At 44.7% G+C, this 13,660-nt stretch carries 10 protein-coding genes; 2 read left to right on the top strand and 8 right to left on the bottom strand.

Annotated elements, in window-relative coordinates:
- Positions 1–164: 164 nt before the first annotated feature.
- The 4 genes from JV36_RS0103730 to trxA form a co-directional block, all read right to left on the bottom strand.
- Complete coding sequence (locus JV36_RS0103730) at positions 165–2,999, bottom strand: ATP-binding protein (protein ID WP_032095433.1); 2,835 nt, start codon at positions 2,997–2,999, stop codon at positions 165–167.
- A 21-nt stretch (positions 3,000–3,020) separates the two neighbouring features.
- Positions 3,021–4,319, bottom strand: coding sequence for an amidohydrolase (locus tag JV36_RS0103735; RefSeq protein ID WP_032095434.1), 1,299 nt, complete (start codon positions 4,317–4,319; stop codon positions 3,021–3,023).
- 206 nt (positions 4,320–4,525) lie between these two features.
- Positions 4,526–5,791, bottom strand: a complete 1,266-nt coding sequence (gene rho, locus JV36_RS0103740; RefSeq protein WP_032095483.1) for a transcription termination factor Rho — start codon at positions 5,789–5,791, stop codon at positions 4,526–4,528.
- Positions 5,792–6,059: 268 nt separating this feature from the next.
- Complete coding sequence (gene trxA, locus JV36_RS0103745) at positions 6,060–6,386, bottom strand: thioredoxin TrxA (RefSeq protein ID WP_032095435.1); 327 nt, start codon at positions 6,384–6,386, stop codon at positions 6,060–6,062.
- A gap of 100 nt (positions 6,387–6,486) precedes the next feature.
- On the opposite strand from trxA, the gene rhlB reads away from it, so the two are divergent.
- Both rhlB and JV36_RS0103755 read left to right on the top strand, forming a co-directional pair.
- The gene (gene rhlB / locus JV36_RS0103750; protein WP_032095436.1) at positions 6,487–7,773 is read left to right on the top strand and encodes an ATP-dependent RNA helicase RhlB; all 1,287 of its coding nucleotides are present in this window, start codon (positions 6,487–6,489) and stop codon (positions 7,771–7,773) included.
- A 13-nt stretch (positions 7,774–7,786) separates the two neighbouring features.
- Positions 7,787–9,298, top strand: coding sequence for a Ppx/GppA phosphatase family protein (locus tag JV36_RS0103755; RefSeq protein ID WP_032095437.1), 1,512 nt, complete (start codon positions 7,787–7,789; stop codon positions 9,296–9,298).
- A gap of 101 nt (positions 9,299–9,399) precedes the next feature.
- Here JV36_RS0103755 and hemB read toward each other — a convergent pair whose 3' ends face one another.
- From hemB to JV36_RS0103775, 4 genes are read right to left on the bottom strand one after another with little or no spacing between them, the layout of a single operon-like run.
- Entirely contained in the window at positions 9,400–10,404 is a 1,005-nt protein-coding gene (gene hemB, locus JV36_RS0103760; protein WP_032095438.1) for a porphobilinogen synthase, read from the bottom strand.
- A complete protein-coding gene (locus tag JV36_RS0103765; RefSeq protein ID WP_032095439.1) occupies positions 10,401–12,296 on the bottom strand; it encodes a sensor domain-containing diguanylate cyclase in 1,896 nt (631 codons plus the stop codon). Before JV36_RS0103765 ends, hemB begins: the two co-directional genes overlap by 4 nt.
- A gap of 9 nt (positions 12,297–12,305) precedes the next feature.
- A complete protein-coding gene (locus JV36_RS0103770; protein ID WP_032095440.1) occupies positions 12,306–13,082 on the bottom strand; it encodes a TatD family hydrolase in 777 nt (258 codons plus the stop codon).
- Entirely contained in the window at positions 13,083–13,643 is a 561-nt protein-coding gene (locus tag JV36_RS0103775; protein ID WP_032095441.1) for a hypothetical protein, read from the bottom strand.
- Positions 13,644–13,660: the final 17 nt, after the last annotated feature.

Consider the following 13,660-nt stretch of genomic DNA (forward strand, 5'->3'; position numbering starts at 1 on the left):
TATAGAACAAATGCTTGCACCATTCTTTAAACAGGATTCAGGTTAGGTAAAATAGACAAGTTTGGAAAGCACGCGATTGTAGCGTAACTTGCGCAAAATTCCCACTTCAATTGCCCGTAGAAAGGCGTTTCAAATTGCGCGTTAAATGACTTGTGACAAGATATCTAGACAGCGGCGAGTTCGTTGGCAATACAGTTAAATAGAACACGCTTTCGAATAGGCTTACTTAAGTACGCATCCATACCCGCGTTGAGACACGCTATTCTGTCTTCCTCAAAAGCATTCGCCGTTAGCGCAATAATACGCACGGTGTCTTTGTTTATGCCGTGCTTGCGAATTTGCGATGCGGCAGTCAGGCCATCCATTACCGGCATTTGGCAATCCATGAGAATGACATCAAACGGGTATTTCTTCGCTGCCTCTAACGTATCTTGTCCATTTTTAGCACGTATACAGCGGACGTTAGCGCTAGACAACATATCCATGACGATTTCGGCGTTAATATCGTTATCTTCTGCTAATAGAATATGGGTGTTACTGGGGATAGTTGCGATGCTATGCTTAGCATCGGTTCCTTTAGCCACTACTGCATGCTTACTTTCTTTACAGGGAACATAAAATGTAAACGTAGAGCCATTATCCAGCACGCTCTCTACACTCATTTCACCACCGAGAAGCTCCACAAGACCTTTACTTATTGGCAAACCTAATCCCGTGCCTCCATAGTCGCGAGTGGTGGAGGCATCGGCCTGCTCAAACTTCTCAAAAATAGTATGTAACTTATCTTTTGAAATGCCAATTCCGGTGTCGGTGATCTTAATATTAAGGGAATTGTCGGCATAACTTGCCGTTATTGTAACGGTGCCGCCATTAGTAAATTTAATCGCATTGCTCAGTAAGTTATTCACCACTTGACCAACTTTGCCAGCATCAAGGGCTAGTACGCTAGGAACTGAGTCATCTACATGAAGGTCAATCTCCACTTCCTTTACATTGGCCGTGTAGGCGTAAAGTTCCTTGGCACCTAACAACAGTTCGCGTACCTGCGTATCTTGGTAATCCACTGCCATCTTGCCAGACTCGATTTTAGACCAGTCGAGGATACTGTCTAATATATGCAGCAAATTTGTGGCCGAGCGCGAAATGGTATTGGCTCGTGACGCTATATGACCAGGCAGCTCGTACTCTGACATGAGTTCACACGAACCAATAATGCCATTCATTGGGGTGCGAATTTCGTGGCTCATGTTGGCAAGAAACTGGGTTTTCGAAATATTCGCCGCTTCTGCAGATTTTAATGCGCTCTCTAAATGATGCGTTTTTTCTTCTATGCGCGCTTCCAGTGACTGATTAAGCTCACCTAACTCTACGTTCAACTGCTTCTCGTTTGCCCTTGCCTTGTCTAGTTCATCAAAGGCTGTTAGTAAGCGCTGCTCTAAACTTATAAACTCATTGTTTAATGCAGTGAGCTCTTGAATGTGAAATGCACGACTGGGGAGATTATTTCCCTGCGTACTTTTTGGGTCAAATTTGGCAATATAACGAATGAGTCGTCTAAGAGGCATGCTGATCATCCGAGCGACTAAATAGCCAATTAATGTACCAAGGACGGATAACAACAATAGTAAGAGCAAGTCCTTCATCAGGTAGCTGCCCATAGAGGCTTGCAGGTATTCCCGGTTGAAGTAATAGCTTAACGTCCAGTTAACCTTTGGTATATCACCCTTAAACCGCAGCCAGTTTTTTCCGCCTACGCCATTATCTATTTCAACATCACACTTTGGCTCGCACTCATAAAACGGCGCTTTGCTTAACGGCTCTAAGTTAAGCGCGCTTGATGCAAATATCACATCCCCTTTTCTGTCCTCTATTAATAAGGAAAAGCCTTGTAAACTGAGCTCATCGAAGGCAGTAAAGCTTTTAAGAGACAGTGAGCCTTCAACAATACCAACGGTGTTGTCGCTGCTTGTTTTAATAGGAGCGGAAATGGCGATGATAGGGTCGTTCCCAAAGCCACGCCCTTGAAATACATCGGATAAATAAGGCTCGCCAGATTCCATTACTTCAGAAAAATAGGGGCGATAAGCGACATTTGAGCGCACGCCATCTTTTACTTTATCAATTAAATTGGTGGGGTAAGTGTGGGTAATGTCACCATCTTCATCAGCGATAAGAAACGTAATGAAGTTAGGGTAATACGCGGCCATTATCGACAGCTGTTTTGAGGATGCAGTGTCTAATGCTTTTTGAGCCATGTTGCCTGAAAGCGTTTTTGCCGTGGCCGATACAACGCTTTGGTGCTGTTCAATGAAATCGGATAGCTGTTGCTGCATTACCGCAACCCGTTGAACCATATATTGTTGAATTTGGCGCTCCTGCTGTTGCTGAAACAGCGCGACCGACAAGTAAATTACGGCCATGGAGCCGACAAAGAAACAGCCAGAAAAGAAGTAGCTAAAAAGAAAATTAAGCTTAACCTTCTCCGGCTCATAAGCAATATTTCGCCTTAAACCATGAGTGGCCAGATAAACGAAATGGCCTGTGACCAACCCAAAAGCACCGCTTATCCAGGTAACCAGCACCCCAGACATTATTATATTGAGGCTTTCGCTGTTATCGGCGCCGTTATTGAAATAATGCTCTAGTACCAAAATAGGCACAAAAACAACAGACCAAAAGCCCGCACCTATCTTAATCACCTGTTTCAGTGACTTGTGATACCCAAACAGACTTATAACGATAGGAAGAAGAGTGAGGCTTTCTTTTCCTACGATACTTCCATCGCCAAACCACACAGGTGCACTGATAAGTAGCGCAATGGGTATCGACAGGTATGGAGTAAAGCGAAGTGCTGCGTATACCGCTGCGCCGTAGCCAAACACGGCAATACCTGAACTATCAAAAGGGGCTGGCAATACATTAATACCCACCCCCACTAAGCACACTAAAAAAGCTTCAAGCGCTAGAGACCAGCTAAAAACAAAACGAGTTTTACCCAAAAAAAATCCCCAGCGCCATGTTTAGTTTTGCTCCATGTAGTCGAGTGTAAAGTTAGTCAGTAATTTAACGCCCAACTTCATGCCTTCATCGTCCACATAAAATTCTGGGGTATGATGAGCGGGGCTATCTTCTTCAGACACACCTAGAGGCTTTCCGCCAACCCACACGTAAAGGCCAGGCACTTGCTCTTGGAAGAAAGAGAAGTCTTCAGCACCGGTAACAGGGTTAGATAACAAGGTGTTTTCAACGCCGGCGGTGCGCTGCATTGTTGGCAACATGGCCTGCGTTAATGCGGGGTCGTTATACGTAATAGGGTAAGAATAATCTAACGGTAACGTTAGCTCTGCTTTGGCTCCCATACTTTCAGCGATGGCGTTTACCTTGCGAGGCAGTGCCTCATAAATATGCTCACGGGCTGCCTTGTTCAACGTTCTAATAGTACCAACAAGCTCAACTTCATTAGGAATAATGTTAGACCTGTTACCACCGTGTATTGAACCGATTGAAACTACAGCAGCGTCGTCAATCAGCTTTAATTCTCTGCTCACAATGGTTTGAATAGACATGATCATTTGTGCAGCGGTGACCACGGGATCGACGCTTTTCCACGGGTAAGCGCCATGCGCCTGTTTACCGTGAATAACGATTTTAAACGGATCTACGGCAGCCATGGTGCCACCAGGTTTATAGCGCACTTTGCCCACATCAGTGTTGGCATTAATGTGCAAACCAAAAATCACATCCACATCAGGGTTTTTAAGTACCCCTTCCTTTACCATTACTTCGGCACCACCGGTTTCTCCCGCGGGTGCGCCCTCTTCTGCTGGCTGAAAGATGAACTTTACTTTGCCAGTAAGTTCGCTTTTTATACCGGTTAAGATTTTAGCTGCGCCCATCAGCATGGCCATATGAGTGTCGTGACCGCATGCGTGCATAACGGGCACGTCATTTCCATTGTATTCGCCCATTTGTTCAGAGCGATAGGATAATTGGTTTTGCTCTTTAACAGGCAGCCCATCCATATCGGCGCGAAGCGCTACCACAGGACCTGGCTTTCCAGAGTCGAGAATGGCCACTACGCCAGTTTTTGCGACGCCGGTTTGTACCTCTAAGCCTAGGGAGGTGAGGTAATTCGCAATATAGTCTGCGGTTTTGAATTCGCGGTTAGAAAGCTCGGGGAACTGGTGAAAGTGGTGACGCCATTTAATGACATCTGGCTCTACATTGGTGGCCAAACTGTCAACATCGACAGATGCCGCAAATACGCTGGTTGACACTGCTAAACTTGCGAAGGTTAACGTTGCTAACTTCCTAATCATCATGTTTTTCCTTTGTTGTTTTAGCCAGAATAGATCATCTGGTAAAAGAACACACCACCAAACAGAATCGAGGAGGAAAAATAACGCATAGCTAAATACAAAAACATTATACGGAAGTCTAATACCCTCAATATATGAGCCTGTAGACATAAACAGATACAAAAAAGGCGCCTTCAAAGGCGCCTTTATCAGATTCTTAGCGAGTGCTAGCTTCTTTGTCTTCGCATTGCATCGAAGAATTCATCGTTCGTCTTCGTCATAGAGAGCTTACTAATTAAGAACTCCATCGCGTCGATTTCTGACATTTCATGAACAATTTTACGCAAGATCCACATTTTCTGTAGTTCATCTTGTTTTGTAAGTAGCTCTTCACGACGTGTGCCAGAACGATTAAAGTCGATAGCTGGGAATACACGCTTCTCCGCAATTTTGCGATTAAGGTGAAGTTCCATGTTACCCGTACCTTTAAACTCTTCGTAGATAACTTCATCCATTTTAGAGCCGGTATCGATAAGTGCTGTAGCGATAATAGTTAAACTACCACCCTCTTCAACGTTACGGGCAGCACCAAAGAAACGCTTTGGCTTATGAAGTGCGTTTGCATCTACACCACCGGTTAAAACTTTACCTGATGATGGAATAACCGTGTTATAGGCACGAGCAAGACGAGTGATTGAATCGAGAAGAATAACCACATCTTTTTTGTGCTCTACTAAGCGTTTCGCTTTCTCGATAACCATCTCTGCCACTTGTACGTGACGGCTTGCTGGCTCGTCGAACGTAGAGGCAACCACTTCACCTTGTACTAGGCGATGCATTTCAGTTACTTCTTCTGGACGTTCGTCGATAAGTAGTACCATCAATTCACATTCTGGGTGATTGGCAGCAATAGACTGTGCAATATTCTGTAGAAGCAACGTTTTACCGGCTTTAGGCGGCGCAACTATGAGTCCGCGCTGACCGCGACCAATAGGCGATGCTAAATCGAGAACACGCGCAGTAATATCTTCTGTTGAACCATTACCACGTTCCATGCGCAAACGATCTGCAGCATGCAATGGAGTCAGGTTTTCAAACAAGATTTTGTTTCGCGAGTTTTCAGGCTTGTCGAAGTTTACTTCGCGAATTTTTAATAGCGCAAAGTAACGTTCGCTGTCTTTAGGAGGACGAATTTTTCCTGCAATGGTGTCACCAGTGCGCAAATTAAAGCGACGAATCTGGCTAGGCGATACATAAATATCATCTGGACCTGCAAGGTAAGAAGAATCAGCTGAGCGTAAGAAGCCGAAACCGTCCTGTAAAATTTCTAAAACTCCATCTCCGAAGATATCTTCGCCACTTTTAGCGTGCGTCTTCAAGATAGAGAATATGATGTCTTGTTTTCTGGCGCGAGCCATATTCTCAAGGCCCATTTTCTCGGCCATGTTAACCAATTCGCTAATTGGTTTATTCTTTAATTCGGTTAAATTCATACTGGTGGGTCTTTGTGCTTGAGCTTCGCTTACAGGACTTTTGGTCACTCTGTTCTCGTTTAGATTTGGTATCGCCCGGATTTGGACAGTTGCAGAATGCTGCTCGGATGAGCGCTGAGGGAAAAGTTAGCACTATATTTAACCAACGTCCAGCGATTTGGTCACTAAATGTTAATTAAATTGGGCTCACTATCCTAAAGTGTAATGCTGCCTAGTGTAATGAAAAAAGCCGATGTAGGAGTTACCTACACCGGCTTTTCTGTATCAATTACAGGTTTTCGTTGAGAAATTCTGTTAACTGAGTTTTTGATAACGCACCCACTTTTGTCGCTGCAACGTTACCGTTTTTGAAAAGTAACAACGTTGGGATGCCACGGATACCGTATTTAGGCGGAGTTTCGTTATTTTCATCGACATTCAACTTGCCAACTGTTAACTTGCCATCAAACTCGGTCGCAACTTCTTCTAAGATAGGTGCGATCATTTTACAGGGGCCACACCACTCGGCCCAAAAGTCAACTAGTACAGGACTGTCAGCATTGATAACATCTGCTTCGAATTTATCGTCAGATAACTGGATAATTTTGTCGCTCATTCTTTTCTCCATTGTTGGTCTGTCGCTGAGTCTTCTCAGCCTTACCATAAGTGTTATATAGAAACTGTTTTTTAATGCAAGCACTGATAAGCTATAAGCTATGCCTACTCATTTAACTGAAACTCATTTTTCTGACCTGCCGATCAACAGCAAAGTCGTTGACGCCTTGACGGCAGAGAATTTTTCGCATTGTACACCAATTCAGGCACTTGCACTGCCTCCGTTATTAGAAGGCCTCGATATTGCTGGCCAAGCTCAAACGGGCACGGGAAAAACCATTGCGTTTTTGGTCGCTACATTCCATTACCTGCTAAGCAAAGCAGAAAACTCAAGTAACAGCAAATTAGACGGTCCTCGTGCCATCATTATGGCACCTACACGAGAACTTGCTGTGCAAATTTATAACGATGCCAAGTTGCTCAGTGAGCACACTGGAATATCGTTAGGGTTGATTTATGGGGGCGAAGGTTACCAAAGTCAACGTGAAACCCTAGAAGAAGGGGTGGATATAATTATTGGCACGACAGGACGCATACTGGATTACTATAAACAGGATGTATTCTCGCTGAAAAATATTCAGGTTGCCGTGCTTGATGAAGCCGATCGTATGTTCGATTTGGGCTTTATTAAAGACATCCGCTTTTTATTCCGTCGTATGCCACCTGCAAACGAGAGACTTAGCATGCTGTTTTCAGCCACGTTGAGTTATCGCGTACAGGAGTTGGCCTATGAACACATGAATAACCCTACTCATGTGCAAGTTGCCCCTGAACAAACGACTGCAAGCCGCGTAAGCCAAGAACTCTTTTATCCGTCAGATGACGATAAAATGTTGCTGCTTCTCACGCTCTTAGAAGAAGAGTGGCCAGAAAAGGCCATTGTGTTTGCCAACACCAAGCACAGCTGTGAGAAAGTCACAGATTGGCTAACCGCAGACGGACACCGCGTTGGTTTATTAAGTGGCGATGTTCCGCAAAAGAAACGTCTTGGTATTTTAGAAGACTTTACCAAGGGTGCATTAGACATATTAGTTGCGACTGACGTGGCGGCTCGTGGTTTACATATCGATGCGGTAACGCACGTATTTAACTACGACTTGCCAGACGATGCCGAAGATTATGTGCACCGTATTGGTCGTACCGGTCGAGCGGGAAGAAGCGGTATTGCAATAAGTTTTGCGTGCGAAAAATACGCGCTTAACCTACCGGCAATTGAAAAGTACATTCATACAACTATTCCGGTTACAGACTACGATAGAACCGCATTATTAGACGAGGTAACACCTCCTAAGCCACGCAGAAAGCGTGTGCCTAATAATCGAAACTCTTCTCGTAGAGGCAATAGCCGTGGGCGCGGCAAGCCTCAGCAGCGAAATAATAGTAAATAGAACACGAGACACTATGCAGGCAGAACTCCAGCACGATGCCCAGACCTACGGCGAGTATTATGCCGCCGTTGACCTAGGCTCTAATAGTTTTCACATGGTGATTGTCCATGTGGTCAATGGAAGCGTTCAAATTATTGGTAAAATTAAGCAGAAGGTGCGATTAGCGGCCGGGCTTGATGAACAATTATTGCTTGATGACACAAGCATGGAGCGCGGTTGGAAATGCCTGCAAGTATTCTCTGAAAGATTACAAGATATCCCCCCTTCAAATATCAAGGTGGTTGCAACCGCGACACTGCGCCTTGCCACCAATGCACACGTTTTTGTGCGCAAAGCCGAAGAAATTCTTAATCATAAGCTTAATGTTATCAGCGGCGAAGAAGAGGCCAGACAGATATACCTCGGCGTAGCCTATACATCGGCCAATCAAGGCAACAGCCTTGTTATTGATATTGGTGGTGCTAGCACTGAAATCATTATTGGTAATGATATGCAGCCCATTCATTTGAAAAGTTTAGACATGGGTTGTGTCACCTTTATGGAACGCTATTTCCAAGGAGGAAGCATAACCGATGAGAACTTTGATAAGGCAAAAAAAGCTGCACACGCACTTATTAGTGAAGTGTCTAACGCCTTTTTATGCTTTGACTGGGAAAACTGTCTTGGTGCTTCAGGTACGCCACAGGCAATAACTGAAATATTAGTGGCTCAAGGGATCAGCGATGCTATTCGACTCGATTACCTCTACCACTTGCAAAAGCAGTGTATTGAATGCGGCTCTATCGACCAACTCACTATTGAAGGGTTAGAAGAAAACCGCAAAGCAATATTTCCATCGGGACTGGCCATTCTCATTAGCTTATTTGAAGCTCTCGATATTAAGCACATGAACATTTCTGGTGGCGCCCTACGAGAGGGTTTAATCTATGGCATGTTGGACAATGTCACCGATAACGACCGCCGCCAGCAGACGCTAAACCAAGCCAAACAGCGTTACCACATCGACACGGCTCATGCAGCTACGGTAAAACAAGTGGCGCTGTCGCTATGCTATCAACTGTGTGGTCAACAGAATATTTGTCACCTCGATACCGAGACAATTTTAGGCGCAGCCGCAGAGCTTCACGAAATTGGCCTGCATATTGAGTACAAACGCCATCATGAACACGGTGCATATATACTCAGTTATATCGATTTGCCAGGCTTTACTCGTTTGCAGCGCTCAGCAATTAGAGAGCTTGTGTCTCAGCATCGGTTAAATGTTGCCAGTAATATATTTGATAATTATCACCAAGATTATCGTCCTATGCTTAAAGGGTTACTTCGGGTTTTACGCATTGCCGTGGTGCTGTGTTTACGCAGACAAAACAAGCATATTCCCGATGTAAAACTGTTGTGTGAAGATGATAAGTGGACGCTTACCTTTCCAGAAGGTTGGTTAAAGTCTCACCCTTTAATTAATGCCGAACTAGCCAATGAATGCTGGCTGCAGCACAAAGCAGGATGTGAGCTGGTTTGTTTGTAATAGGCGCTTTTAGGTAAGGCCGCTACATAAGAAAAAAATCATTTCATAAAAAAAGAGCTGCTTTGAAGCAGCTCTTTTTGTTTGTACTCATGCCCAACGTGTTATTTATTGCTATTGCGCAATAGCTCTGCTGCTTTGGGGGCGAAGTAAGTCAAAATACCATCGGCACCAGCACGCTTAAATGCCAATAACGATTCCAGTACCACCTCATCTTCGTTTAACCAACCGTTGGCAAAAGCTGCTTGGTGCATGGCGTACTCGCCGCTTACCTGATAAGCAAACGTAGGCACTTTGCATTCATCTTTACAGCGACGCACAATATCTAAATATGGCATGCCTGGCTTCACCATTACCATGTCTGCACCTTCTTCGATATCTAGGGCAATTTCATGAATGGCTTCATCGGAATTTGCAGGGTCCATTTGATAGGTTTTTTTATTGCCGCCTTTAATATTGGCAGCTGAGCCGACGGCATCTCTAAAGGGCCCGTAGTAAGAAGAAGCGTACTTGGCTGAGTAGGCCATAATACACGTGTTTACATATCCGTTGCTTTCTAGCGCCTGGCGAATTTGACCTATGCGTCCATCCATCATATCCGATGGCGCAACAATATCAGCACCTGCTTCAGCATGGGATAAGGCCTGCTTTACTAACACCTCAACCGTCTCATCGTTAACCACATAGCCCATGGCATCAATAAGGCCATCTTGGCCGTGGGACGTAAATGGGTCGAGAGCAACATCAGACATTAGCATGATGTCTGGGTACGCTTTTTTAATCGCACGAAGTGCCGTTTGCGTTAAGCCATCAGGGTTAAACGCTTCTTTTGCACAGTCTGTTTTTAAGGTCATTGGCGTGACGGGAAAAAGCGCAAATGTTCGAATACCCAGCGCAACCCACTTTTTCATTTCTACCAATAAAAGGTCGAGAGAAAGACGCTCTACGCCTGGCATTGAGGGGACGGCCTCTCGTGAGTCTTGCCCAGGCAATACGAATACGGGGTAAATTAAATCATCTACGCAAAGTGCGTTCTCAGCAACGAGTCCACGCAGAGCATCTTTAGCTCGAAGTCTGCGCATTCGGCGATTTGGAAACGAAGTGGTCATAGTTGGTCCTGCAATTGTTGAGATATTACTTTGTTTCGCCCACCCTGCTTTGCTTTATACAACAGTGAGTCGGCAAGTCTGAATAAATGTTGAGCCTGATCTTCATCATGCATAATAGCAGTTGCTACGCCGGCACTGGCAGTAAGGTTTATTTCATCGCCCTCATAACTCAGTGGTTCAGATGCCAACGCGGTTAGCAGAGTTTCGGCAATGAATTCACCGCCTCGAAGATCGGTATTAGGTAAGATAACAGCAAACTCTTCGCCCCCAATTCGACATAAATCATCGCTAGGGCGATGAATATGTTTTTGAAAGAGGTGTGTCATATGCTTTAAACACTCGTCACCGGCATCATGACCAAACTTATCGTTAATTTGCTTAAAGTGATCAATATCGAGAATGATCAACGAGAGCGGTATTTGCTCTCTGCGACTTCGTCGCCCCTGTGCGCGCAGGCTTTTATCAAAGTGACGGCGGTTGTGAGCGCCTGTAAGCGGGTCTACTGCGTTGAGTCGCTCTAGCTCTTGGTTCACTTCAGAGAGCTCTCGCAACGTAACCTCAAGCTCTAGGGTACGCTCTTCAACTTTGTACTCCAAATCTTCTTGATGTCGTTGTTGCATGGTTAACAAGTGTTCTTTGGCAATATTAGCCTGCTTCTCTTGCTCTAATGCAAATTGCTTAGCGTTTATCAGTGTATCTCTGCTGTGGCTAAAATTAATAGCCAAGATTAACGCCAGGATAAGCGTTTCAACCGCACCACCAATAATGAGTAACGTATTAGACGTTAATGGCAAGTGGAATAGGTTTAAATTGTCAAAACTCGCCGCTAAGGCGCTTATCAGTAAAAAGCCCCAAGCAATAGTAAAGTATCGAGCAATCACCTCGCCTTTAGTGGCCATCCACGCGCCTAATAGCAACGTGAAAGAGACGATTATGCTCAAGGCCACTAAGAAAATTTTGATCATAATTGAATAAGGCAGTAACACACTGGCAACGATGCTTGCCCCACATAGCCAACCAATACCGCGCATTATTTTGTCCAACAGAATACTGTGTTTCTTTATGGGCAATAAGCTACGAGTAAACATGCTGCCAAACATAATGGTGGCACTGGCAAAAATAACGGCGGCTTTACCTTGAAACCATGGGCTACTCGACCAAAGATAAGTAAAACCATAACCTTGAAGTGTGGCAATGGTGAGGGCTAAGCAAAAAACGTAGCCGGAGTAGAGAAAAAATGACTTACTCCCTGTAGTGACAGTGAGGAATAAATTGCTTATTCCCATCGCAATCAGTATTCCAAAGAAGACACCTAGTGCAGCATTTCGATTGGCTGTGAACTGAATGAACTCACTTTCTTTCCAAATACGAATGGGTAATCGGATGGTTCCCGACGTTTTTACTTTAATAAAAACCTGCTGTGAAAACTGGCTAGACGGCAATGGAAAAAGTGGCTTTACGTGCTTAAACGGACGGTTTTCTGCCGTTTGTGTATCTCCAGCAGAGTAAGTAACAAGGGGCGCCGAACTAATATTCTCATATATGCCTACGTCGAGTTCATCTAATAAGGCATAGTCGATATGCAGCAAATATTTGCTATCTGGGCTTTGAGTGGGCTCAATGACCATTGAAAACCACACAGTTTTGTCACTCATTCCCAAATTGACGGGTGATGTAGCGGGCATCCATTGGTTGGATGGTACTTGGTCCACATTCTCAAAATTTAGCTCGTCAGATGAGGCAAAACGATATTTTAATTGTGAGTAATGCGGGGGCTGCGACGAGTTGGGGGATATATTTAAAAACAGCGATATAAAAAGCACAACAGCAACGATGGCAGTTACCAACAAACCTACATCATAATTACGTAGCTTGTCTGTGTGAATTTGCATCAATCGTTCTCAGCCTATGGAAAACAAAGTGCAGCTGTTAGCAAAACTGTATTCGCTTAGCTGCTCTTCAGATAGTGCTAGCATCTCGCTAACCTGCTTTACAATGTGAGGCAAAAAGGCTGGCTCGTTATTTCGCTTTCTTGGTCTTAATGTTTTTGGGAAAAGATAGGGAGCGTCAGTTTCAAAAATAAGCCTGTCTTTAGGAATATTTTTTACCGCGTCTCTTAGCGCTTCGCCCCGCTTTTCATCACAGACCCACCCCGTGATCCCAATGTACAAACCGAGAGACAAATAGGTATTAACCTGTTCCACCGTGCCAGTAAAACAGTGAGCAATGCCACCTGGCAACTGAGGAATATAGTGAGTTAACAGCCCCATCTGTGGTTCAAACGCATCGCGCTCGTGCAGATAAACGGGCTTTTGCAGTTTAACTGCGATAGCAAGCTGTGCCTCAAACACCGATAACTGAGTGTCTTGTGCAGAAAAGTTGCGATTAAAGTCTAAGCCGCACTCGCCTATGGCTACACAGCCTTCGCGCTGCGCTAACTGCTCAAGTTGAATTAATGATTGGTCAGTAACGTCCTTTGCATGGTGCGGATGAACGCCGATGGTGTAACACAGAATATCAGGATACTTGAGATACAGTTGATAAGCAGGCTCCCATTCATCTGGGTGAGTGGTAATTACACATAACTTCTCAACGCCTGCCTCAACGGCACGTTGAATGACTTCGCTGGCATCGAAGCGCCTGTCTAGCAGATTGACACCAGCATCAAATAGAGTCATTTACTTAAGTCGTTTTACTTTTAAACGCTTATTTATACCGTCAACGCCTAAAAAGAATGCGCCGAATAGGCCCTTTTCGATAGTAACGCCCTGTCCTGTTTCTAATTTCAAATAGGTATTATCTACTTGTTGCCACTGTGAGCCGTCGTTAAATGTGATCACTTGCTTTCCACGGGCGCCTTTTGACACCTCAGCAATCGTTAGTGCAACTTCAGATACGTCGTCGGCTGGAGTGCGCTTTTTATCTAAGCCGAAAGACGCTTCAGGGTCTTGCTCTTCCATTTGTTGAGGCGCAGCAGCAACGGTAGGACGAACCGCCGGTACTTTGGTGACGGCTGGCTTTGGAGTTGCCCTAGGAATAGCCGGTACGTCACTTATTTGCATATCAACGTCGTCGTACTGGCTGATAGATTTTGCCATACGGTCGTAGCACATAAGGCGCTTTAAGCTGTTTTCAGTGCCGCGACATTTTTCGATTGCTTTGCTTATACTTTCAGCCTGCACAGAAAATGTGCCTAACGCTGCTAGCATTGAGATCAAAGTAATGGCTCGTGATTTCATTTTTATCCCTTTTGTTA

This window comes from Alteromonas sp. LOR, assembly GCF_000753865.1.
Classification (GTDB): domain Bacteria; phylum Pseudomonadota; class Gammaproteobacteria; order Enterobacterales; family Alteromonadaceae; genus Alteromonas.